The organism is Mucilaginibacter straminoryzae (assembly GCF_022953055.1).
Taxonomy (GTDB): Bacteria; Bacteroidota; Bacteroidia; order Sphingobacteriales; family Sphingobacteriaceae; genus Mucilaginibacter; species Mucilaginibacter straminoryzae.
Genome location: NZ_JALJEJ010000006.1, coordinates 116,327 through 136,856, shown reverse-complemented (window position 1 = coordinate 136,856; position 20,530 = coordinate 116,327). Strand labels below are relative to the sequence as shown.

The following is a 20,530-nucleotide window of genomic DNA, read 5'->3' as shown; positions in this document are numbered from 1 at the left end:
GGCACAAACAAAAAAGAAGCATGGTTTTAGCACTTTTTTATGTGGTTGCAATCCAAGCAGCGCAACAGATACGCGGCGACTAAATCAGTCCACTTTCGGGCGTCAAAATTAAAACATTTTTAATTAACGCCAAATAAGGTTTACTTTTGAAGCTTATTGTTTGGAGTTGAAAAAGAAAGCGTTATTCATTATTAATCCTATTTCGGGAGGAAAGACAAAAGATAAAGTGCCGGAACTGATTAAGCGCTTTTTAGATCCGGAAATATTTACCTATCATATCGAATTTACGCGCGCACATGGCCAGGCCCATGAATTGGCAAGCAAAGCTGTTGGAGTTTACGACCTGGTAGTTGCCGTGGGTGGTGATGGAACGGTGAATGAAATAGCTTCTGCCCTGGCCGGTACAGCAGCCGTATTTGCGATATTACCTTACGGATCCGGCAATGGCCTTTCGCGTTTTTTAAGTATACCGATGGATACGGCCGAAGCCATCCGGACGTTAAATCACTATTATGTAGAGGTGATAGATGGGGCGAGGATAAACGGGCAATGGTTTTTTAATATGGCGGGTATGGGTTTCGATGCCCACATCAGCGAAGTATTTTCGCACCAGAAAAGCCGCGGGTTTATTACTTACTTCAAATCCTCTGTTAAGGAAATAACCACCTATAAATCGCAACGTTACCAGTTAAATATTGATGGGAAGCATTACGACCGCGAAGCGTTTATGCTCAGTTTCGCTAATTCATCGCAGTTTGGTAATAATGCCCACGTAGCGCCGCATGCTTCTGTACAGGATGGCTTGCTGGATGTTTGCGTGATTAAGCCGTTCCCGCTGTACCGCTTCCCGGAAATGGGATTGCGGATGTTTAATAAAACGGCGGATAAAAGCGATTATGTGGAGATCATCAAGGGCAGGCATATTGAAGTGAAGCGCCAGCAGGCGGGACCTGTACACCTGGACGGTGAACCCCAATTATTGGGACCGGACGCCGAAATTGAAGTAGTACCGCGTATATTAAAGGTAATTGTAGGCAAGCAGTATAAAGAGAACAACAATGGCGAAAAATAAAGGCTTCCAGGGCGTAGTTTATTCTACAGACCCGGATTTTCAATATCAGCATGAGCAGGAATCTGCGCACGAAACGCTTCCGCCACAGCAGCAGAACCTGAAAATTTTTCTGGACCGGAAAGGTGGGGGTAAACTGGTGACCCGTATAAATGGGTTCGTTGGAAAGGAAGATGACCTGGAAACACTCGGAAAGCAACTAAAATCTAAATGTGGTACAGGTGGTTCCGTAAAAGACGGCGAGGTATTGATACAGGGCGATTTCAGGGATAAACTGCTGCCGGTGCTACAGACCATGGGTTATAAGGCGAAAAAGGCTGGTGGTTAAGCCCGTTTTAATTTGTTTGAATTAAATTTTATTCACAAGCAAAACATAATCGCCTGTTTATTAGTCACAATTGCCACGGCACGCGGATGCTGTTTAATCGTTAAAAGTGTTAGTAACACACTTTTTGCGTAAGGCAACTTGATATTCTTAAAAAAAATAGTTTTTATTGTAAAAAATTGTTGATAGGAATACAATTTTACAAACCTATTGTAGTTTATGAATAACTTAACAGGCTAAAGAGTTTAAACCTTAATAATTTTTTAAAATAACATTTCGGTTTTTTGTCTTGATAAAATATTAGATTTGTTATTCGCAAAAGCGCACATTAATTAACTTTATATTATAAACAAAAACTAAAACTAAATTTAAAAAAGTAATGGCAAACGCACCAAAACCAACGACACCGGTTAAAAAGGAAAGCTCAGGTTCTTCAGCGATTTTTGCTACATTGGCAATTCCTATTGCTTTCGTTGTAGCAGTTCTTATTTACATGTTTATCCTTGGCGATCCAAGCCACTTCAGAGGTGGTAATCCAGAGGGCGAACCAGCAGATTACTTCGGAACTATCCACAAAGGTGGTCCAATTGTACCTGTACTGGTAACTTACCTTTTAATGGTGTTCATCTTTGCTATCGAGCGTTTCATTGTTATCGGTAAAGCTTCTGGTACAAGCAGCGTAGATACATTTGTGAAAAAGATCCAGGCTTACCTTAACCAAGGCAGCATTGACGCTGCTGTTGCAGAATGCGACAAACAAAAAGGTTCTGTGGCTAACGTAATCAAATCAGGTCTGAAAAAATACCGTGAAATGGAAAACGAGCCAAACCTTGACGTAGATCAGAAAGTATTGGCTATCCAAAAAGATATTGAAGAAGCAACTGCATTAGAAATGCCGATGCTGGAGCAAAACTTAACCATCATCGCTACACTGGTATCTATCGGTACATTAACCGGTCTGTTAGGTACAGTACGTGGTATGATCTCGGCTTTCGCAGCGTTAGCAACTTCAGGTGCTGCCAGCTCAACTCAGCTTGCATCTGGTATCTCTGAAGCGTTGATCAACACTGCGATCGGTATCTTAACTTCATGTTTATCAATTATCTTCTATAACATCTTTACTTCGAAGATTGATAAACTGACTTACGCTATCGACGAAACCGGCTTCAGCCTTGTGCAAACTTTTGCTGCATCTCACAAACGTTAAAATATTTAGTGTATAGTTTTAGTCCTGCCCTATACAGGGCAGGATGTTTATAACGTTATCACTTTATATTTAAAAAAATACGAAAATGCCAAGAGTAAAAATTAAACGGAAAAGTACAACAACAGACATGACCGCTATGTGCGACGTGGCATTCCTGTTGCTTACCTTTTTCATATTAACAGCAAAACCCAGGCAGCAGGATCCTGTACCGGTTGATACACCGGCCTCTACAGTGACCATTAAGCAGCCTGAGAAGGATATTGCCACATTAGTGGTAGGCTCTGGTAAAGTTTTCTTTGACATTACCGGTGCTAATATCCGCATTCAAACCCTTGAGCAAATGGGACAACGCTATGGCGTTACTTTTACTCAAGAAGAGAAAAACAAGTATGCAAACCTGCAGGCAGTAGGCGTACCGATGAACCAGATGAAGCAGTTCCTGAGCATGGAACCAGAGCAGCGCGAAAAATATACGCAGCCAGGTATCCCTGCCGATACTACCAACAATAACGAGCTTTTCCACTGGATTCGTGAAGCACGTATTGCTGATAAAGTGCTGGATAATGCAGAAATGCGTATCTCTATCAAAGGAAACGCTAAAGAGGAGTATCCTACCATAAAAAAGGTGATTACTATCCTGCAGAAGCAAAAAGTTAACAAATTCAATTTAATCACTTCTTTAAGAAGTGCTAAATAACAGGCAATGGCAGAATTAGACACCTCCTCCGACTCGGGCAAAGGCGGGAAGGTAAGAAGTAAAAAGGCCTCAACCCGGGTGGATTTAACCGCCATGGTTGACCTTGCATTCTTGCTGATCACGTTCTTCATGTTAACCACGACGTTAAACAAGCCCCAAGCAATGGACCTGGCAATGCCAGATAAGGACGAAAAGCAGAAAGACAATGAGTTAGCCGTTGCTGCTTCAAGAACCATGACCATCTTACTTGGCAGTAATGACAAGGTAGAATGGTACGTGGGCGAGCCAGGCAAATCTACACCCACTGTTGAAGGTTTCGGAAAAAACCAAATCCGGAAGTCGCTACTGGATAACATCCAGAAGATTAAAGCTTCTACCGGTAAAGATATGTTCGTAATTATTAAGCCAAGCGATAAATCTATCTATAGAAACATGGTGGATATCCTGGACGAAATGCACATCACTAACGTACAGAGTTACGGTATTGTAGACATTTCGCAACCGGAAGTCGAAGAGCTTAAAAAGCAGAACATCTATTAAAAGTTATTGTTAAAAACATTAAAGTAAAAATACTCAACTCATGAGCATTTTAGGATCAAAGTTAGACATCTTAAAGCCCGAATGGCTTGATGTGGTGTTTACTGGTCGTAACAAGGCTTATGGTGCTTACGAGCTCCGCAAGGAAAACCCAAAGACCACTAATAAGTCTTTGATCATAGCCGTAGTACTGTTTGTGTTTGTTATCTCCATTCCCACCATCATCAACTGGATTGAGGGTATATTGCCGAAGGAGCGCGAGAAGGTAAAAGTTACCGAAGTAGTGCTTCAGCCGCCACCACCGGTGGATCAGACCAAAAAACCACCTCCGCCACCTCCGGAGCCACCAAAACCACGTGTGGACCAGGTACGTTTCCCACCTCCGGTGGTAAAACCTGATAACGAGGTTCGTGAGAAGGATCCTCCGACTGTGGAAGAGCTGAAAACAGCAGACCCTGGTCAGGAAACCCAAAAAGGTAACCCGAATGCGGAAATCCGTATCGATGAGCCAGTAGGTAACTCTGATACCAAACAAGTGGTAGAAGATAACAGCAACGAGATCTTTACTTCGGTAGAAAACTCTGCTGAGTTCCCTGGCGGTTTAGAGAAATTCGGTGCTTACCTTGGTAAGAATATCCGTTACCCTGCGGTTGCCCGCGAAAACAACGTTCAAGGTAAAGTAATCTTAACCTTCGTTGTGGAGAAAGACGGATCATTAACAGATATTAAGGTTCTACGCAGTTTAGGTAGCGGTTGCGACGAAGAAGCCGTACGCGTTATCAAAAACTCACCTAAATGGAAACCTGGTATCCAGAATGGTAGACCTGTAAGGCAACAGTACACCGTGCCGATCAGCTTTACCCTGCAGGATCAATAATACTTTCATGGCATATCGATATGATCGTGATAAGCAAAAATCGCTCAAAAGGCGGTTTTTGCTTATTTTAGGAGCTACTACATTTGTTTTTGTACTTGCCTTCGGTTTGATGGTGATGTTTTGGCCGCGCCTGAACCTGCCCTTTAACACCTGGCAACGTATCGCCATCGGCTTACTGATCGTAGCCTATGGTATTCTTCGGTTCACCCGTTTGTTTAGAAAAGACCCTGATGAATAGAGTAGTTAAACTTTCCGGGCTTATCATCGTCTTATTTATAGTGTTAGCTGGTTGTAACAGGAAGACAGATAAGCATGCAGGAGATGACACCGTCCATAGTGGACACGAGGTTATTGCAGTAGATGAATCCTTTAAACCTGTTATCGAGGCCGAAGCCCAGGTGTTTGAAGGGATTTTTAAAGAAGCAAAGCCAGAATTTAGATATCAATCAGAGAACGCTTTATTACGCAGTTTTTTGAATGATACAGTTAGAGTAGCAGTATTGTCGAGAATGCTCGACACCAATGAAGTAAATATTTTAAAGAGCCGTACTTTAGTTGCCGAAACTTTTCCTATCGCAGTAGATGCGATAGCGCTGATCGTTAACCAGGCATCTTCAGATACGCTGATTACCGTAAAGGATCTGAAAAATTTGTTGAACGGAAATACCAAGACAGATAAGGCACTGGTTTTTGATAATCCAAACTCGAGTTTGGTAAGATATTTGAAAGAATTCAGTGGTGGTAAGCTTCAACAGAAAAATATTTACGCATTGAAATCAAATAAAGAGGTGCTTAATTACGTTAGTACCCATACAAATGCTATAGGGATTATCGGCTTTAGCTGGTTGAACGATCCTGATCCGGATTACGCAGATGCCGTAAACAAAGTTAAGGTTGTAGGCGTTAAGGATGAGGCGAATAAAAAATTCCCGAACGAGTATTTTAAACCATCACAAACATCGCTTGCGTTAAAGCAGTATCCGTTAAGCAGGCGAATCTATCTCATCAACAGTACCGGTAAAATGGGACTTGGTCGCGGGTTTGCAGAATTTGTGACCAATGAGAGGGGGCAAAGGATTATATTAAAGTCAGGCGTATTGCCGGATTCGATCCCCCACAGAGAGATACACATTAAGGAGTAACGAACTAATAAACTATACTATAATTAAAGCCATGAAACTATTAAGTAAAGTAACATATGCAGCAGCAAGCATGGTATTTATAGGTTCATCAGCTTTTTCGCAAAGTCTTGCCGACGCCAAAAAAGCTATTGACGCCGAACAATATCAGAAAGCCAAATCAATTCTGAAGAATCTGACGACAACGCAGCCCACTAAAGATGAGAACTTCTTCTACCTGGGTTGGGTTTATACCTTACAGGAATATCCAGATTCTGCAAAGGCAGCCTTTAACAAAGGTATCGCTGCTAATGCCAAATCTGCCTTGAACTATGCAGGTTTAGGTGCCGTAGCACGCCTGGATAAAGATAATGCCGGTATCAAATCAAATTTTGACCAGGCAGCAGCGCTTGCAGGTAAAGATAGCAAACCTTATTTGTACATCGGCCGTGGTTATTTATTAACTCCGGGAACCAGCAACGTAGTTGCCCCGGCAGATGCAAATGCTGCGATTGCTGCATTACAAAAGGGTTTAAGCATTAATGCTAAAGATGCCGACATTGATATCGCGTTAGGTGATGCTTACCGTTCGCAATTAAAAAGCAACGATGCTTACAAATATTACTCAGATGCAGTAAACCTGAGCCCGAATTCAACTACCGCTAACGTAGCGATTGGTGTGCTTTGGAGATATGCGAACAACTTCGAGGATTCTGAAAAGCAATTCCAGAAAGCGCTGTCTATCGACCCTAACTTTGGTCCGGCTTACCGCGAGTGGGCTGAAACCGATCTGCGTTGGGCTTTGACAGATCCGAAAATGGCATCTGCAAAAGTTAAAGAAGCAGCGGATAATTATCGTAAATACTTAAGCCTGACAGATATGTCTACAGAGTCGCGCATGCGTTACGCCGACTTCCTGATCCAGGCTGGTGATTACAAGACACTACAACAAGAAGCAGCGGCGTTGGCAGCATCTGCTAACAGTAACCTGCGTGTTTACCGTTATTTGGCTTATTCTGCTTACGAAAACAAGGATTATCCTGCTGGTTTGACAGCGATTAACAAATGGATCAGTTCTGCAGATCCTAAGCGTATTATCCCTCGCGATTACCTTTACTTAGGTCGCTTGGAGTTAGCTTCAGGACAAGATTCATTGGGTATCCAGGCGTTGCGTAAAGCATACCAGTTAGATACCACACAAACCGAAGTATTTAACGAGATTGCAAAAAGTTATTATGCTAAAAAACGTTATAAAGACGCAGCTGAAGCATACAGCCAGTATATTTCAAAAACACCTCGTGCTAAACTGCAGGATTACCTGAACCAGGGTATCAGCTACTTTTATGCGTACGACGATAAAGATCCGAAAGCAGATACCATGCTTTTAGTTAAATCAGACTCTGCATTTGCACATATTGAACACGTGGCAACTTCACCGATTGCAGCAGTAGCTTTATATCGTGCTTACGTAAATGATACCAAGGACCGTGACCGTCAGAACATTAAAGGTCTGGCCAAGCCGTACTATGAGAAGTATATCCAGATCGTTACCACAAAAGGCGTAACCGATGCAGATAAAAAGAACCTGGCTTCTGCTTATGCATATCTGGGTACTTATTATCAGTACAAAGAAAAGGACAACGCTAAAGCCGAAGAGAATTTTACTAAGGCGCGTGAGTTAGACCCTACCAACCGACAGGCACAGGCGTTCTTCGCGAAAAAGCCGGCCGCAGGTAAAGGCAAATAGCGCAAAGTATTGCCAATCATATTTAGAAAGACCTCTGTATGCACAGAGGTCTTTTTTTATGTTGTTCCATTGCTATATTTGCAGCATGGAAGTACAAAGTTTACCGGTTAATTATCTGCCTATTATATTTCAAATGATTGTAGCTGTAGGGTTCGTGGTAACTACCATGTTCTTTACGCACAAATTAGGGCCTAAACGCAATACCAGCGATAAATTGACGCCTTTTGAATCGGGTGTAGAGGTTATTGGTAATGCGCGTACGCCGGTTTCCATCAAATACTTTCTGGTGGCTATCCTGTTCGTCCTTTTTGATGTGGAGGTAATCTTTATGTACCCATGGGCCGTTAACTTTAAAGACCTGGGTAAGGAAGGCCTGATAGAGATGTTCATCTTTATGGCTACCCTCCTCCTTGGTTTTATTTACATCATTAAGAAAGGTGCACTTGATTGGGAATAAATTAGAATTATTCTAAATTATTCACGCATATTAAGTGTATCATTTACAACGTTATTTATTTATAAATTTGTACTTGTCTCTTTAACGAGGCATGGATATCCTATTTAAGATAAATCGATGAGCGATATTAAAATAGTTGAAGCGCCAGCGGGTGTAGAAGGGTCGGGATTTTTTGCAACATCATTAGATAAAGCCGTAGGATTGGCGCGTTCATATTCTTTGTGGCCGCTGCCGTTTGCCACTTCATGCTGCGGTATCGAGTTTATGGCTACCATGGGCGCACATTACGATTTGTCGCGTTTCGGAGCAGAGCGTTTAAGCTTCTCGCCTCGCCAGGCAGACCTGCTGATGGTAATGGGTACTATCTCAAAAAAGATGGCGCCGGTGCTTCGCCAGGTTTATTTACAAATGGCTGAGCCGCGTTGGGTAATGGCGGTAGGTGCATGTGCTTCAAGCGGTGGTATTTTTGATACTTATTCTGTACTGCAGGGTATCGACGAGGTGATCCCGGTTGATGTTTACGTGCCAGGATGCCCGCCCCGCCCTGAAGCAATTATCGATGGATTTATGAACATTCAAAAGCTGGTGCAAACAGAATCGCTTCGTAGAAGAGATACTCCTGAATACCAGGCTTTATTAGCAAAATACGGAATTCAATAATGGGTAAGATAACCAACGAAGAACTGCTTCAAAAGTTAACTGCACAATTTGGTGAAAATGTTCAACAGGTGACAGAACCTTATGGGCTGCTTACTTTTCATACCACCAAACAACACATTATTGAGGTGCTGGGCTGGTTGAAAGATCATCCCGAATTACAATTTGTTTTCCTGACAGATATTACCGGTATCCATTATCCAGAGCAGGAACTGCCTTTAGGAGTGGTTTATCACCTGCATAGCTTGGTGAATAACATCAGGGTAAGGATTAAGATATTTATGTCTGCCGATGATCTCGATGTTCCTTCTGCTACTGTTCTCTGGAACGGCGCGAACTGGATGGAACGCGAGACTTACGACTTTTTCGGTTTTAACTTTGTTGGTCACCCGGACTTACGTCGTATACTGAATGTGGACGACATGACCGTGTTCCCCATGCGGAAGGAATATCCGCTGGAGGATCCGAACCGGGTGGACAAAAAGGATTACTTTTTTGGAAGATAACATATGCAAAATTTTCCTGCATTTACAGATAACGATTTACAAAGCGAGGTTTCGACCCTTAACCTGGGCCCAACCCACCCGGCAACGCACGGCGTTTTCCAAAACGTGTTGCAGATTGACGGTGAACGCATTGTAAGCGGCGTATCTACCATTGGCTATATACACCGCGCTTTCGAGAAAATCGCAGAGCACAGGCCTTTCTATCAGATCACCCCGTTGACAGACCGTTTAAACTACTGCTCGTCGCCGATCAATAACATGGGCTGGCACATGACGGTAGAGAAACTGCTGAAAATAGAGCTTCCAAAACGCGTGGATTACCTGCGTGTGATTGTGATGGAACTGGCTCGTATTGCCGACCACATCATTTGTAACTCTATCCTTGGTGTAGATACCGGTGCGCTTTCGGGCTTCGTTTACATGATGGAGTACCGCGAGGCCATCTACGAAATTTACGAAGAGGTTTGCGGCTCACGCCTGACAACCAACATCGGCCGTATCGGTGGTTTCGAACGTAACTTCAACGATATCGCTTTCGCCAAGATCCGTAAGTTTTTAAATGAGTTCCCGAAGCAGTTGAAAGAGTTTGAAACGCTTTTCAGCCGTAACCGGATCTTTATAGACCGTACCAAAGGTGTTGCAGAAGTTAGTGCCGAAAAAGCACTGGATTATAGCTGGACCGGGCCGATCCTTCGTGCTACCGGTGTCGACTATGACGTTCGGGCGATGAACCCTTACAGCTCTTACCAGGATTTTGATTTTGAAGTGCCGGTAGGTACAACAGGCGATGTTTACGACCGCTACCTGGTACGTAACGAAGAAATGTGGCAAAGCATGCGCATTATAGAACAGGCGCTGGCTAAGATTGAAAAGGAAGATCCTTCCGTGTTCCACGCTGATGTGCCAGAGTTCTATCTGCCGCCGAAAGAGGAAGTTTACAACAACATGGAGGCCTTGATCTATCACTTTAAGATTGTGATGGGTGAGATTGAAACCCCGGTTGGCGAAGTATATCACAGTGTTGAAGGCGCTAACGGCGAACTGGGCTTTTACCTGGTAAATGATGGTGGCCGTACACCTTACCGTTTGCATTTCCGCAGGCCAAGCTTCATCAATTATTCGATGTATGCCCCAATGAGCCGCGGCATGCTGCTGTCTGACGCGATTATTAACATGAGTAGTTTAAACATTATAGCCGGAGAGTTAGATGCTTAAAGTTCAGGATACAAATGTGCCGGTAGAGTTTTCAACGCAACTGCTGGCAAAGTTTGCAGATAAAGTAAGCCGTTACCCGGAAGGAAAGCAAAAATCTGCTTTGTTGCCTATACTGCATGATGTGCAGGCAGAGTTTGGCTGGTTGAGCGTTCCGGCGATGGATAAAGTAGCCGAATACCTGGGTATTGAACCTATTGAGGTTTATGAGGTAGCTACTTTTTATACCATGTATTTTTTACGCCCGCAAGGCAAGTATGTGCTGGAGGTGTGCCGTACCGGCCCTTGCTGCCTGGTTGGCGCCGAAAAGATCATGGATCATATCGAGCAGAAATTAGGCGTTAAAGAAGGGGAGGTGACGCCGGATGGTTTATTTAGCTGGAGAGGTGTAGAGTGCCTTGCTGCTTGCGGTTTCGGCCCGGTATTACAGATCGGTCCAGAATATACATTCTACGAGAACTTAACGCCGGAGTCGGTAGATCAATTGATCGGCGATTTAAAGGCGAAAGCAAATAATTAAGAAAATTTTTCTCTCCGTTATGTCATTGCTAGGAGGAACGATGAAGCAATGTCTTTGAAGAAGATTCTTCACTACGTTCAGAATGACAATGGGGGGAGATGCTTAACAGATATAAAAACAAAGCGTAACAATGGGACGCAAGCTATTATTAGAACATATTAACGTACCCGGCATCAATACTTATGATGTTTACCGCTCTAAAGGGGGTTATGCTTCGGTGGAAAAAGCCCTGAAGACATTAACGCCTGATGAAGTGGTAGAAGAGGTAAAAAAATCCGGCCTCCGTGGCCGTGGTGGTGCGGGTTTCCCAACCGGTATGAAGTGGAGCTTTCTGGCAAAGCCTGAAGGTGTTCCGCGTTACCTGGTTTGCAATGCCGACGAATCTGAACCCGGTACGTTTAAAGACCGTTACCTGATGACCTATATCCCTCACTTGTTAATTGAGGGTATGATCATTTCCAGCTTTGCTTTGGGCGCAAAAACTTCGTACATCTATGTGCGTGGTGAAATGATGCCGCAGATCCGCATTCTGGAAAAGGCCATCGCTGAAGCAAAAGCAGCAGGCTTTTTAGGTAAGAATATTTTAGGTAGCGGTTACGATCTGGAACTGTATGTGCAGCCAGGTGGTGGCGCTTACATCTGTGGGGAAGAAACTGCGCTGCTGGAATCATTGGAAGGAAAACGTGGTAACCCGCGTATTAAGCCACCATTCCCGGCTATTGCTGGTTTATATGGTTGCCCTACCGTGGTGAATAACGTAGAATCTATTGCAGCTACCGTTCCGATCATTCGTGACGGTGGTGAAGAATATGCAAAGATTGGTATTGGTAGAAGTACCGGTACTAAACTGATCTCTGCTTCCGGTAACTTGAATAAACCGGGTGTTTACGAGATTGAATTAGGTATCCCTGTTGAAGAGTTTATCTATTCAGACGAATACTGTGGCGGTATTGCCAATGGCAAACGCTTAAAAGCGGTAGTAGCTGGTGGTTCATCTGTGCCGATCCTGCCAGCTAATTTAATTTTGAAAACTGCTGCAGGCGAAGGCAGGGTGATGAGCTATGAAGGCCTTTCAGAAGGTGGTTTCGCTACCGGTACTATGATGGGCTCTGGTGGTTTTATCGCTTTCGACGAAGACCAGTGTATTGTTCGTAACACCTGGAACTTTACCCGTTTCTACCATCACGAAAGCTGCGGACAGTGTTCGCCTTGCCGCGAAGGTACCGGATGGATGGAAAAGGTGCTGCACCGTTTAGAGCACGGCCATGGCAAGATGAGTGATATGGACTTACTGGTAGATGTTTCTAAGAAGATTGAAGGAAATACCATTTGTCCGCTGGGTGATGCAGCAGCGTGGCCTGTAGCCAGTGCCATCCGTCACTTCCGTGATGAATTTGAGTGGCACGTGACTGACGCAGCTACTGCGGTAACACGCAATTACGGTTTAGCGCATTATGCTGATCCGTTAGTGGTGGCAAGCGCGTAGAGTAGGTGTCATGCTGAGGCTCTCGAAGCATGAGCGTTGGGAGAAAGAGCAAACAAGAGGTTGTCATTCTGAACGAAGTGAAGAATCTGTACAGATTCCTCGTTACGCTCGGAATGACAAATAATAAGTTATAGAATCTGAAACTAACCCTTCGACAAGCGTAGGGTGACAATGTTCAGGAAGGTTCGTAAGATAAAACGTCATTGCGAGGAGGAACGACGAAGCAATCCCCTCTAAGCAAAGGCAGTAATCAAAAGTTTGTCATTCCGATCCGTCGGCTGACGGAGAGGAATCTTCTGAATGGAGTAAATCGAAGAAGATTCTTCACTTCGTTCAGAATGACAAAAGGTTTAGAGATACTGAAACGAATTCAGGGTGACATGTTCGGGAAGGTTCGTAAGGTAAAACGTCATTGCGAGGAGGAACGACGAAGCAATCGCCTCTAAGCAAAGGCAGTAATAAAAAGTTTGTCATTCCGAGTGCAACGAGGAATCTTCTGAATGAAGTAAATCGAAGAAGATTCTTCACTTCGTTCAGAATGACAAAAAGGCCCAGAGAGATCCTGAAACGAGTTCAGGATGACAATATTAGGGATAATTCAAAAAGGTAAAGTCAGTGGGGTATTTGTTTGTTTACGGCACTTTATTGAAAGACTTTAAACATCAGGTACTTGATACCATTAAACATTGCCTTGAACTTGTTGAAGAGGTCAGTATAAAAGGAACCTTATTCGACCTGGGCAGTTACCCGGGTTTTGTGCAAGAAGGGGAGGGCGAGGTGAAAGGAGAGCTTTACCGCATCAATGACCCGCAAAAGGTTTTTGAAGTGCTGGATGAATATGAGGGGCTGAATGAGGATCAACCGGAATATGTCCGGAAAGAAATAGCGGTAACGCTGAACGATGGTTCGGAGCTGCAAAGTTGGATCTATGAGTTTCAACCGGGCGACGGACAACAATACAAGATAATTGAAAACGGCGATTACATCGCCTATATCAGAAATAAGGTTAAGAATGTCAGTTAAAGTAACGATAGACGGAATATCCATCGAAGTAGAGCCAGGAACCACTATCCTGAATGCCGCAAGGAAAATAGGTGGTGACATTGTTCCGCCGGCGATGTGCTACTACTCTAAGCTGGAAGGCAGCGGCGGTAAATGCCGTACTTGTTTAGTAAAGGTGAGCAAGGGGTCTGAAAAAGACCCGCGTCCGATGCCTAAACTGGTGGCCTCTTGCCGTACCACCGTAATGGACGGTATGGAAGTGCAGAACATTACTTCGCCAGAAGTAATTGAGGCGCGTAAAGGTGTAGTAGAGATGTTACTGATCAATCACCCGCTGGATTGCCCTATTTGCGACCAGGCAGGGGAGTGCCATTTACAGGATTTAGGTTACGAGCACGGCGCGGCTAAAACCCGTTACGAGTTTGATCGCCGTACGTTTGAACGCATCGACATTGGTGATAAGATACAGCTACACATGAACCGTTGTATCCTTTGCTACCGTTGTGTGTTTACTGCCGATCAGATAACCGAACAACGCGTTCACGGGGTACTAAACCGTGGCGACCATGCCGAGATTTCAACCTATATTCAAAAGGCGGTTGATAATGATTTCTCTGGCAACGTGATTGACGTTTGCCCGGTAGGTGCATTAACCGATAAAACTTTCCGTTTTAAAAATCGTGTTTGGTTCACTAAACCAGTTGAAGCGCACCGCGATTGCGACCACGAAAAGTGCAACGGTAAAGTAACGCTTTGGTACAAAGGTGAAGACGTGATCCGTGTTACTGCACGCAAAGATGTATATGGCGAGGTAGAAGAATTTATCTGTAACACCTGCCGTTTCGACAAAAAGAAAACCAGCGATTGGGTGATCGAAGGGCCGCGTAAAGTATCACACAAATCGGTGATCAGCGCTAACCACTATGAAACCATGAAGCCGTTGCCGGTAGTAAAGCAAAATCCTTTATTACAGGAAGCGAACAAAGAACAATTTGAAAGGGAGACAAGACTGTAATGGAATTAGCAGATATATTGATAAAATTTGGCTTAATCGTGGTGATCTTCCTGATCAGCCTGGTGGTAGCCATGTATTCCACTTATGCAGAGCGTAAAGTAGCGGCATTTTTCCAGGATCGCGTAGGCCCTAACCGTGCCGGTCCGTGGGGTATCCTGCAACCACTGGCAGACGGTGGCAAGATGTTCATGAAGGAAGAAATTATTCCTAACCGCGCAAGTGGTTTGCTATTCATCGTGGGCCCCTCACTGGCAATTATGACAGCTTGTATCGGTTCAGCGGTTATTCCGTGGGGACAACCATTGCATATCGGTTCTAAAGTTGTTGATCTGCAGGTTACCGATATCAACGTAGGTGTATTGTACATTTTCGGTGTAGTATCATTGGGTGTTTATGGTATCATGATCGGTGGCTGGGCATCCAATAACAAATACTCTTTGTTAGGAGCTATCCGTGCGGCATCACAAAATATCAGCTACGAAATTTCAATGGGTCTGGCTATCATCGCTTTATTGATGGTAAATGGTACCCTTAGCCTGAAAGAAATTGCTGAACAACAGCATGGCTGGCATTGGAACGTGATTTATCAGCCACTTGGCTTTTTAATTTTTATTGTTTGTGCATTTGCAGAAACCAACCGCAGCCCGTTCGATTTGCCGGAGTGTGAAACCGAGTTGATCGGTGGTTACCATACCGAGTATTCGTCGATGAAGCTGGGCTTTTACCTGTTCGCGGAGTATATCAATATGTTTGTGTCTTCGGCAGTAATGGCAACCCTTTACTTTGGTGGTTATAACTACCCGGGTATGGATTGGGTGACAGCGCATGTTGGCCCGGTTATTGGCCCGCTGATTGGCACTGTTGTGTTATTCGCTAAGATATTCCTGTTCATCTTCTTCTTTATGTGGGTAAGATGGACTATCCCGCGTTTCCGTTACGATCAGCTGATGAACCTTGGCTGGCGTACACTGATTCCGTTGGCAATTGCCAACATTGTGTTGACAGGAATTATTATGACTTTTTTTGGTAAATAAGTAGGAGAGATCAGATTCATGGAATCATTAAGCAATAAAAAGAAAGTACTGGAGGCCAAGCCGCTTACGCTTGCCGAAAAGGCCTATTTACCCGCCATTGTACGTGGTATGGGTATTACCTTAAAGCACTTTTTTAAGAAAGACGTGACCATCCGCTACCCGGAGCAGAAACGCGAATTCTCTGAGAACTTCCGCGGAATGCACTCACTGAAGCGTGACGAGCAAGGTCGCGAGCGTTGCACTGCCTGCGGTTTGTGTGCATTATCCTGCCCGGCAGAGGCCATCACCATGACTGCAGCCGAGCGTCAGCCTGGTGAGGAAAACCTGTACCGTGAAGAGAAATATGCAGCGGTTTACGAGATTAACATGTTGCGTTGCATCTTCTGCGGGTTATGCGAAGAAGCCTGCCCGAAAGAAGCAATCTATCTTGACGGCGATATTGTTCCTTCGGAGTTTATCCGTAAAGACTTTATCTACGGCAAGGACAAATTAGTGGAAGCGCCGCTAAATCAATAAAGAAAGTTTATACCTTTGCCCGTCCTTACAACTGGCGAAGGTATTTTGTAATATAGCATGAGTACTTTTTACGTTATCGCATTTCTATCAATCGTATTTTCGCTGCTGGTGATTTTTGCTAAAAACCCGGTACATAGCGTATTATACCTGATACTTACCTTCTTTACATTCACCATTCATTACATTTTATTGAATGCCCAGTTTTTAGCTGTGGTAAACTTTATTGTGTACATGGGGGCCATCATGGTATTGTTCCTGTTTGTAATGATGTTGCTGAACCTGAACAAGGATACCGAGCCAGGCAAGCATAACTTAGCCAAACTGGCTGGTGTAATTGCAGGTGGATGTTTACTGGTGGTTATCGCCGGATCGCTGAAGGCGCTCGGTAAATCTGAACCTGTGGTATTGCAAAATCCAGATCTGGGTTTGGTGAAAAACCTAGGTAAAGTATTGTTCGGCGAGTTTTTGCTGCCGTTTGAGGTGTCATCCGTACTGCTGTTATCTGCCATGGTGGGTGCAGTTTTATTAGCTAAAAAAGAACCAAGAACTGTTTAATGGAAAATATTACACATACTATCCAGGCTGTTCCGCTAAACCATTATATCCTGCTTAGCACCATTATTTTCGCTATTGGTGTTACCGGGGTATTGATTCGTCGTAACGCCATCGTGATCTTTATGTCGGTAGAACTGATGCTGAACGCGGTTAACCTGTTGCTTACTGCATTTTCTGCTTACAAAGGCGATGCTTCGGGTCAGGTGTTCGTGTTCTTCATTATGGCATTGGCCGCAGCTGAAGTAGCTGTTGGATTAGCGATCATCGTGATGATCTATCGTAATACGCACTCGACAGACATCAACGTGCTGAACAGGCTGAAATGGTAATTTAAGATTTCGGAATTCGAATTTTCAATTTCGGATTCTGAATAAATATAAAATATGTCATCCTGAACATTGTCACCCTGAGCTTGTCGAAGGGTTGTTTCAGGATCTTGCTTGCAAGTCTTTCTTGTAAGATGCCGAAACAGGTTCGGCATGACGTACGATAGAATAAGAATTATAAAACGTAAAACGGTCAACGTAAAACGTATCGCATAAAATGAATAATTATCTCTGGCTTATTCCCATATTACCCCTTGCGGGATTTCTGATTAACGGACTTGGCCGAAATGTTCTTCCGAAAAATTTAATAGGCACCATTGCCAGCCTGGTTATCCTGGCGGCTTTCGGTTTAAGTGTTTCTGCCTTTTTACAGGTTAAAGCACATGGCCCCATTAATGTTACCTTTTTCAACTGGATACAGGCAGGTACTTTTGTAGTTCCTTTTGGTTTCCTGGTAGATCAGTTGAGCGCTATCATGCTGCTGATCATCACCGGTATCGGTTTCCTGATCCACCTGTACTCTATCGGCTACATGCACCACGATGCCGGCTTCGGTAAGTTCTTTGCTTATCTTAATCTGTTCGTGTTCTTCATGCTGCTATTGGTATTGGGTTCAAACTACGTAGTGATGTTCATTGGATGGGAGGGCGTTGGTTTATGCTCATACCTGCTCATCGGTTTCTGGTTTACCAACGGCGCGTATGCTGATGCTGCTAAGAAGGCCTTTGTGATGAACCGTATTGGCGACTTAGGTTTCCTGATCGCTATTTTCCTGCTGGTTCGCTATTTCGGCTCGGCCAGTTTTGCTGATATTTTTCCAAAGGCATACCTGATCACCGGCCCACACGCAACTACTATTTTAACACTGATTACCATGTTGTTATTTGTGGGTGCAACCGGTAAATCGGCCCAGATCCCTTTGTTTACCTGGTTACCGGATGCGATGGCCGGCCCCACCCCGGTTTCGGCACTGATCCACGCTGCTACCATGGTTACTGCCGGTATCTACATGATTGCCCGCTCTAACGTTTTGTTCAGCATGGCGCCTATCACCATGAATGTGGTGGCCATTATCGGCTTGGCGACCGCCATTTTTGCTGCACTGATCGCACTTACACAAACAGATATTAAGAAGGTGCTGGCTTATTCAACCGTATCTCAGTTAGGCTATATGTTCCTCGGTTTAGGCGTAGGTGCCTATACCGGTGCTTTCTTCCACGTAATTACCCATGCATTCTTTAAAGCATTATTGTTTCTTGGTGCAGGTTCTGTGATCCACGCGGTAAGCGGCGAGCAGGATATGCGTAACATGGGGGGCTTAAGGGGCAAACTGCCAATAACGTTCTTTACCATGCTGATGGGCACTATCGCTATCGCTGGTATTCCGCCGTTCTCTGGTTTCTTCTCCAAAGACGAAATTCTGGCCCATGCTTACGAGCATAGTCCTGTTTTCTATGTGATCGGTGTGATCGGCGCGATGCTGACCTCATTCTACATGTTCCGTATGCTGTTCCTTACCTTCTCTGGTAAGTTCCGCGGCACGCACGAACAAGAACATCACCTGCATGAGTCGCCTGCGAATATGACCATCCCGCTGATCGTCCTGGCTATCTTATCGGTAGTTGGCGGTTTTATCGGCGTGCCCGAAGTATTAGGTGGTCATCACTTATTAGGTGAATTCCTGAAACCAGTATTTGCAGAATCGGCAAAACATGCAGAAGCAGCGACCTTGCCGCCGGCGACCGAATGGGGCTTAATGGCTATTTCGGTTGGTGCAGCAGTGCTTGCCCTGGTGATTGCTTATGTGAAGTATGTAAGCAAGAAGGAACTTCCTGTGGCGGATACAGAAGACCGTCCTGCGCTGACAGCACTGTCTTATCATAAGTTTTATATCGACGAGCTTTACGATACCATTATCCGCAAGCCGCTGGACGCCCTTTCTGTATTCTTCTATAAAGTGGTAGATAAGTTGGGTATCGATGGATTGGTAAATGGTTTAGGCAGCGGTTCGGTTGAAGCCAGCAAAGGTTTACGTTTGCTTCAGGCCGGGAATGTGGGTTTCTACCTGTTTATGATGGTTATCGGCATTATTGCCGTCTTACTCTATAGTTTAAATATTAAATTTTAGCCATAGCGTTATTGCAAATTAGAAAATGACGGTTAGTATTTTAATTTTCTTGCCCCTGATAGCAGCCCTGGCTGTAGCATTGATAAAAAATCAGGCCACCAAGCATGTCGCATTGCTTTTCGCTATTGCCGAACTGGTAGTAGCTGCGCTAATGATCACACGCTTTATACCAGACGCTTCTATGCAGTACGTAACCGATCTGCCATGGATGCCAAAAATGGGCGTGTATTTTACCGTCGGTTTGGATGGTATCAACATTATTCCTGTTTTACTGAACGTGCTGCTCATCCCGGTAATTATCCTGGCCAGCTATAACCACGATTATAAGAATGCGAACGCATTCTACGCCCTGATCTTATTTATGCAGGCCGGTATGATGACGGTGTTCACCGCTTTAGATGGCTTTTTGTTTTATGTGGGCTGGGAAGCAGCGTTAATCCCGATTTATTTTATCTGTGCATTATGGGGCGGCGAAAACCGTATCCGCATCACGATGAAGTTTTTCATCTATACGTTTGCCGGTTCTTTGTTTATGCTGCTGGCCATTATTTACCTGCACCTGCAAACGCCTAACCGCACTTACTCTATCAGTGATTTTTACGACCTGCACCTGACATTGAAACAACAGGGGCTGGTATTCTGGGCATTCTTTTTAGCCTTCGCTATTAAGATGCCAATATTCCCTTTCCATACCTGGCAGCCGGATACCTATACCGAAGCGCCTTCTGCAGGTACCATGCTACTTTCAGGTATCATGTTAAAGATGGGTGTTTATGGCGCTATTCGCTGGATGATTCCGGTAGCCCCTCAGGGCTTCGACCACTGGCAATATATCGTCATTGCGCTGGCAGTTGCGGGTATTGTTTATGCCTCTCTGATTGCCTTTAACCAGAAAGATGGTAAGCGTTTGGTTGCTTATTCATCAATAGCACACGTTGGACTGATTGGTGCGGGTGTTATCGCATGGACGGTTACCGGCGTACAAGGTGCAATGATCCAGATGCTGAATCACGGTATTAACGTAGTAGGTTTATTCTTTATCTGGGATATCATCAGCAGAAGATTAAAAACCCGCGATCTTGACGAGCTGGGAGGTATCGCTAAAGCGGCGCCGCAGTTCGCTATTGCTTTCCTGATCGTGTTATTAGGTTCGGTAGCATTACCGTTAACTAACGGTTTCATCGGCGAGTTCCTGTTATTAAAAAGTTTATACGAGTATAACATCTGGTTAAGTGCAGTTGGTGGCCTTACCATCATATTCGGTGCAGTTTATATGCTGCGGATGTACAAGAAAGTAATGCAGGGCGAAACATCTGCCATCAGCGCACTATTTACCGATTTAAATGGTAACGAGAAATTAGTGCTGGGCATTATCTGTGTGCTGATCATCGTGTTGGGTATATACCCGAATGTGGTGATGCACCTTTCTGATGCGGCTGTAAGCAAGCTTGTAAATTCTGTTAATGACAAAATCAGCCAGGTTCAGTCCGGAGTGAATATTATTGCTCCGCAGCGATAACCTGTTTAAAATATTGTAGC

General features: G+C 44.3%; 23 protein-coding genes. All 23 read left to right on the top strand.

Annotated elements, in window-relative coordinates:
- The first annotated feature begins 166 nt into the window (after positions 1 to 166).
- The 23 genes from MUY27_RS13790 (at position 167) to MUY27_RS13680 (ending at position 20,510) form a co-directional block, all read left to right on the top strand.
- The gene (locus MUY27_RS13790) at positions 167 to 1,072 is read left to right on the top strand and encodes a diacylglycerol/lipid kinase family protein (RefSeq protein WP_245130682.1); all 906 of its coding nucleotides are present in this window, start codon (positions 167 to 169) and stop codon (positions 1,070 to 1,072) included.
- Positions 1,059 to 1,397 carry a translation initiation factor gene (locus MUY27_RS13785; protein ID WP_245130680.1) on the top strand — a complete coding sequence of 113 codons (339 nt, stop codon included), beginning with the start codon at positions 1,059 to 1,061 and terminating at the stop codon, positions 1,395 to 1,397. Before MUY27_RS13790 ends, MUY27_RS13785 begins: the two co-directional genes overlap by 14 nt.
- Positions 1,398 to 1,773: 376 nt before the next feature.
- Positions 1,774 to 2,601, top strand: coding sequence for a MotA/TolQ/ExbB proton channel family protein (locus tag MUY27_RS13780; protein WP_245130679.1), 828 nt, complete (start codon positions 1,774 to 1,776; stop codon positions 2,599 to 2,601).
- A gap of 85 nt (positions 2,602 to 2,686) precedes the next feature.
- Positions 2,687 to 3,298 (top strand): ExbD/TolR family protein, encoded by a 612-nt coding sequence (locus tag MUY27_RS13775; protein WP_245130677.1) that lies wholly within the window; start codon positions 2,687 to 2,689, stop codon positions 3,296 to 3,298.
- Positions 3,299 to 3,304: 6 nt separating this feature from the next.
- Complete coding sequence (locus tag MUY27_RS13770) at positions 3,305 to 3,838, top strand: ExbD/TolR family protein (protein ID WP_245130675.1); 534 nt, start codon at positions 3,305 to 3,307, stop codon at positions 3,836 to 3,838.
- 40 nt (positions 3,839 to 3,878) lie between these two features.
- Positions 3,879 to 4,712 carry an energy transducer TonB gene (locus MUY27_RS13765; protein ID WP_245130672.1) on the top strand — a complete coding sequence of 278 codons (834 nt, stop codon included), beginning with the start codon at positions 3,879 to 3,881 and terminating at the stop codon, positions 4,710 to 4,712.
- 7 nt (positions 4,713 to 4,719) lie between these two features.
- Positions 4,720 to 4,950: a hypothetical protein gene (locus tag MUY27_RS13760; protein WP_245130670.1), complete on the top strand. Its 231-nt coding sequence runs from the start codon at positions 4,720 to 4,722 to the stop codon at positions 4,948 to 4,950.
- Entirely contained in the window at positions 4,943 to 5,854 is a 912-nt protein-coding gene (locus tag MUY27_RS13755) for a PstS family phosphate ABC transporter substrate-binding protein (RefSeq protein WP_245130669.1), read from the top strand. Before MUY27_RS13760 ends, MUY27_RS13755 begins: the two co-directional genes overlap by 8 nt.
- A gap of 31 nt (positions 5,855 to 5,885) precedes the next feature.
- Entirely contained in the window at positions 5,886 to 7,577 is a 1,692-nt protein-coding gene (locus MUY27_RS13750; RefSeq protein ID WP_245130667.1) for a tetratricopeptide repeat protein, read from the top strand.
- An 85-nt stretch (positions 7,578 to 7,662) separates the two neighbouring features.
- On the top strand, positions 7,663 to 8,034 hold the full coding sequence (locus tag MUY27_RS13745; RefSeq protein WP_245130665.1) for an NADH-quinone oxidoreductase subunit A: 372 nt from the start codon (positions 7,663 to 7,665) through the stop codon (positions 8,032 to 8,034).
- Positions 8,035 to 8,151: 117 nt separating this feature from the next.
- Complete coding sequence (locus MUY27_RS13740; protein WP_245130663.1) at positions 8,152 to 8,694, top strand: NADH-quinone oxidoreductase subunit B; 543 nt, start codon at positions 8,152 to 8,154, stop codon at positions 8,692 to 8,694.
- Positions 8,694 to 9,197: an NADH-quinone oxidoreductase subunit C gene (locus MUY27_RS13735; RefSeq protein WP_245130661.1), complete on the top strand. Its 504-nt coding sequence runs from the start codon at positions 8,694 to 8,696 to the stop codon at positions 9,195 to 9,197. The genes MUY27_RS13740 and MUY27_RS13735 overlap by 1 nt, the downstream gene beginning before the upstream one ends.
- A 3-nt stretch (positions 9,198 to 9,200) precedes the next feature.
- Positions 9,201 to 10,412, top strand: a complete 1,212-nt coding sequence (locus MUY27_RS13730; RefSeq protein WP_245130659.1) for an NADH-quinone oxidoreductase subunit D — start codon at positions 9,201 to 9,203, stop codon at positions 10,410 to 10,412.
- Complete coding sequence (locus MUY27_RS13725; RefSeq protein WP_245130656.1) at positions 10,405 to 10,929, top strand: NADH-quinone oxidoreductase subunit NuoE family protein; 525 nt, start codon at positions 10,405 to 10,407, stop codon at positions 10,927 to 10,929. Before MUY27_RS13730 ends, MUY27_RS13725 begins: the two co-directional genes overlap by 8 nt.
- Before the next feature lie 130 nt (positions 10,930 to 11,059).
- Positions 11,060 to 12,415 (top strand): NADH-quinone oxidoreductase subunit NuoF, encoded by a 1,356-nt coding sequence (gene nuoF / locus MUY27_RS13720; protein WP_245130655.1) that lies wholly within the window; start codon positions 11,060 to 11,062, stop codon positions 12,413 to 12,415.
- Between the two features lie 615 nt (positions 12,416 to 13,030).
- The gene (locus MUY27_RS13715) at positions 13,031 to 13,438 is read left to right on the top strand and encodes a gamma-glutamylcyclotransferase family protein (protein ID WP_245130652.1); all 408 of its coding nucleotides are present in this window, start codon (positions 13,031 to 13,033) and stop codon (positions 13,436 to 13,438) included.
- The gene (locus MUY27_RS13710) at positions 13,428 to 14,432 is read left to right on the top strand and encodes an NADH-quinone oxidoreductase subunit G (RefSeq protein WP_245130650.1); all 1,005 of its coding nucleotides are present in this window, start codon (positions 13,428 to 13,430) and stop codon (positions 14,430 to 14,432) included. Before MUY27_RS13715 ends, MUY27_RS13710 begins: the two co-directional genes overlap by 11 nt.
- Positions 14,432 to 15,466: an NADH-quinone oxidoreductase subunit NuoH gene (gene nuoH / locus MUY27_RS13705; RefSeq protein ID WP_245130647.1), complete on the top strand. Its 1,035-nt coding sequence runs from the start codon at positions 14,432 to 14,434 to the stop codon at positions 15,464 to 15,466. Before MUY27_RS13710 ends, nuoH begins: the two co-directional genes overlap by 1 nt.
- Positions 15,467 to 15,484: 18 nt before the next feature.
- Complete coding sequence (locus MUY27_RS13700) at positions 15,485 to 15,982, top strand: NuoI/complex I 23 kDa subunit family protein (protein ID WP_245130645.1); 498 nt, start codon at positions 15,485 to 15,487, stop codon at positions 15,980 to 15,982.
- Positions 15,983 to 16,039: 57 nt separating this feature from the next.
- The gene (locus MUY27_RS13695) at positions 16,040 to 16,537 is read left to right on the top strand and encodes an NADH-quinone oxidoreductase subunit J family protein (protein WP_245130642.1); all 498 of its coding nucleotides are present in this window, start codon (positions 16,040 to 16,042) and stop codon (positions 16,535 to 16,537) included.
- Positions 16,537 to 16,866 carry an NADH-quinone oxidoreductase subunit NuoK gene (gene nuoK / locus MUY27_RS13690; RefSeq protein ID WP_245130639.1) on the top strand — a complete coding sequence of 110 codons (330 nt, stop codon included), beginning with the start codon at positions 16,537 to 16,539 and terminating at the stop codon, positions 16,864 to 16,866. The genes MUY27_RS13695 and nuoK overlap by 1 nt, the downstream gene beginning before the upstream one ends.
- 214 nt (positions 16,867 to 17,080) lie before the next feature.
- Positions 17,081 to 18,991: an NADH-quinone oxidoreductase subunit L gene (gene nuoL, locus MUY27_RS13685; RefSeq protein ID WP_245130637.1), complete on the top strand. Its 1,911-nt coding sequence runs from the start codon at positions 17,081 to 17,083 to the stop codon at positions 18,989 to 18,991.
- A 25-nt stretch (positions 18,992 to 19,016) separates the two neighbouring features.
- On the top strand, positions 19,017 to 20,510 hold the full coding sequence (locus tag MUY27_RS13680; RefSeq protein WP_245130635.1) for a complex I subunit 4 family protein: 1,494 nt from the start codon (positions 19,017 to 19,019) through the stop codon (positions 20,508 to 20,510).
- The last annotated feature ends 20 nt before the right edge of the window (positions 20,511 to 20,530 follow it).